General features: G+C 45.0%; 2 protein-coding genes. Both read right to left on the bottom strand.

The features are described 5' to 3' along the window. Positions 1 to 84: 84 nt before the first annotated feature. Positions 85 to 516: a beta-carboxysome assembly chaperone CcmS gene (gene ccmS, locus QUB16_RS26540; protein WP_333055796.1), complete on the bottom strand. Its 432-nt coding sequence runs from the start codon at positions 514 to 516 to the stop codon at positions 85 to 87. Between the two features lie 284 nt (positions 517 to 800). Next, entirely contained in the window at positions 801 to 2,582 is a 1,782-nt protein-coding gene (locus tag QUB16_RS26535) for an ABC transporter ATP-binding protein (RefSeq protein ID WP_333320780.1), read from the bottom strand. Positions 2,583 to 2,774 lie beyond the last annotated feature (192 nt).

Here is a 2,774-nt window from a genome sequence, read left to right as displayed (position 1 = left end):
CGCCCGTCCAAAAAGGACGGGCGGGACGCCCATCCCACAATAACAATTAAAATTGTAAGTTATTTAATTCGCGATCCATAACTGCTATTTCATACATTCAACCATCTGCTGTTCCAGCTTAGCCAACAATGTATCCACATCTGTTGCAGCTTCCTCAAAACAAACAGGAGGTTCAGGCTTAGGTTCAAAAAGAATCAACTTAATTTGACCTTCACCGATCGCCAAAATCGCCACTTCCTTCTCAGGCTTGTGAGCATTCAACACACCTACAACTTCCTGAATATGACTTTTAACTTGACGGTTCAACTCTTCAACCGCCTCTTTCTTACAATACACAAAACGCGCAGTTTCTGCAATATCAATTGCCAAAATTTCCTCGCTTTCCTCTCCCCTTTCCAGAAATAGCCCCCAAGCTAAAGCAGCCAATTCATTTTGATTAGCTTTCACAAATTTATCTAACTTGCGGCTCCAGCTATTTTCGTTGGGTTTGGACTCAGGGCTATCAAATAAAAACATTTTCTCTTCTTGTTTGTATAAACTAATATTTTACAGTCAGTTGTCAGTTGGCAGTTGGCAGTTGGCAGTTGTCATTAGTTAGGAGTCAAATTACCAACTATATCTGGTCTGGTTGATTCGCGATCGGATAATTTTCGCTCTCGTAGGGGCGGGTTTTACCAACAATCTACCTGTCAAACTAATTATCTCATAAACCCGCCCCGCCCATATACTTATGATGCTACCAGACATGATATTACCAATTCCCCATGAGCAATTCCCAATTACCCAAAACCGCTGCGTTTCTATCTTATACCAGATTGCACGCGCCAGAGCGCCGCATAAATTCCGTCCTGTTCGATCAGTTGTTCGTGCTGCCCCGATTCTACCACTATCCCCTCATCCATGACACAAATGCAATCGGCATTGCGGACAGTAGAAAGACGGTGGGCGATCGCAATTGTAGTGCGATTCTTGGTAATTCGTTCGAGCGATCGCTGAATTGCCGCCTCAGTCTCGTTATCCACCGCTGAAGTAGCTTCGTCAAGAATCAAAATCGGCGGATTCTTCAAAACAGCCCTCGCAATTGCAATTCGCTGCCGCTGACCCCCCGACAATTTTTGACCGCGTTCCCCTACAATAGTGTTGTAACCGTCCGGCAATTGGGCGATAAACTCGTGCGCTTCTGCAATTTTCGCAGCATTTACTATCTCTCGATTGCTGGCCTCAAAACTGCCATAAGCAATATTTTCAGCCACCGTACCGTGAAACAAAAACACATCTTGACTCACCAATCCGATCGCTCTGCGTAAATCTTTTAAATTCAGGCTATTTAATTCTATACCGTCGAGATAAATATTGCCGTACTGTACCTCGTACAGCCTCAAAATTAGTTTCACCAGCGTACTTTTTCCCGAACCAGTAGCCCCAACAATCGCAGTAGTTTTTCCCGCTGGCAGAGTCAAAGAAAAATACTGCAAAATCGGCTTTCTTTGATTGTAAGAAAAAGTCACATTTTTAAATTCTAGCTCACCCTTAATCGAACTAACAGGCCGCCGGATATCACCCGTGCGAATTGCGATCGGAGTATCCAACAAATTCATCACCCGATTAGTCGAAGCCATAGCGCGCTGGTATTGATCCAGAGTATCTCCCAGGCGAGTCAGCGGCCACAGCAACCGCTGGGTCAAAAACACCAAAACGCTGTAAGTTCCCACAGACAACCGGCCCGCCACAACCTCCAAACCGCCCAGAAATAGCGTTGCAATAAACCCCAAGAAAATCACAACCCGAATCAGCGGAATAAAAGCGGCCGAAAGTACGATCGCCCGTCGGTTGCTTTGGCGGTAAGCTTGGCTTTGTGCTTCGATGCGCTGAATTTCATAATCTTCGGAAGTAAAACTTTTAATAGTAGTAATTCCCATCAAATTATTCGACAGTTGCCCGTTCAGAAAACTCACCTTTTCCCGCACATCAGCATAGAGAGGAGCGAGGCGGTTTTGAAAGGCGATCGAACCCCAAATAATAAAAGGTATGGGCAGCATTGACAGCCCAGCAACACCAGGAGAAGCAGCAAAAAAAGCCGCACCAATCACAACAACCGTTGTAATTACCTGAATTACTTCATTAGCGCCGTCGTCCAAAAAACGTTCGAGTTGATTGATATCATCATTGAGAATAGAAATCAAACCGCCCGTGCTGCGTTCTTCAAAATAAGCTAATTCTAATTCCTGCAAATGGCTGTAAGCTTCCAGACGCAAATCGTGTTCAATATCCTGAGCCAAATTGCGCCACAAATAATCATAGGCATATTCAAAAACAGATTCCAACGTCCAAATAATCGCGCTCAAAAGAGTAATAAGAGCCAGTTGCCAAAAAACATCTTTTATGCCCCACTGAGCGAGGATAGAATCTTGCTGTTTCACCACCACATCAACGGCAATACCGATTAATGCTGGCGGGGCTAAATCAAAGAATTTATTCAGTAGCGAACAGATACTGGCCAGCCAAGCTTTCAGGCGGTAGCGGCGCCCGTACTTCAGCAGCCGCTTTAGGGGATGGACAGGTTTTGATGGATTTGGTGACAATTGAGGATTGGGGGTAATTGGGCAATTTTTAGATTTTGCACTACTCTCACAGCTTTAGAAACGGGCAAGATGCCCGTTCCACAACTAAGAAATTGTCTTTTAGAACGGGCTTTTCGCCTGTTCCGAACGGGCAAGATGCCCGTTCCACAACTAAGAAATTGTCTTTTAGAACGGGCTTTTCGCCTGTTCCGA

The sequence above is a fragment of the Microcoleus sp. D3_18a_C4 genome (assembly GCF_036702415.1).
In the GTDB taxonomy this organism is placed as follows: Bacteria; Cyanobacteriota; Cyanobacteriia; order Cyanobacteriales; family Microcoleaceae; genus Microcoleus.
Note: the sequence above shows the minus strand (reverse complement) of the source record. Positions and strands in the feature narration are given on the sequence as shown.

Bases quoted from the DNA above. Each gene is read 5' to 3' on its own strand.
- ccmS (WP_333055796.1), bottom strand. From the start codon at position 516: ATGTTTTTATTTGATAGCCCTGAGTCCAAACCCAACGAAAATAGCTGG.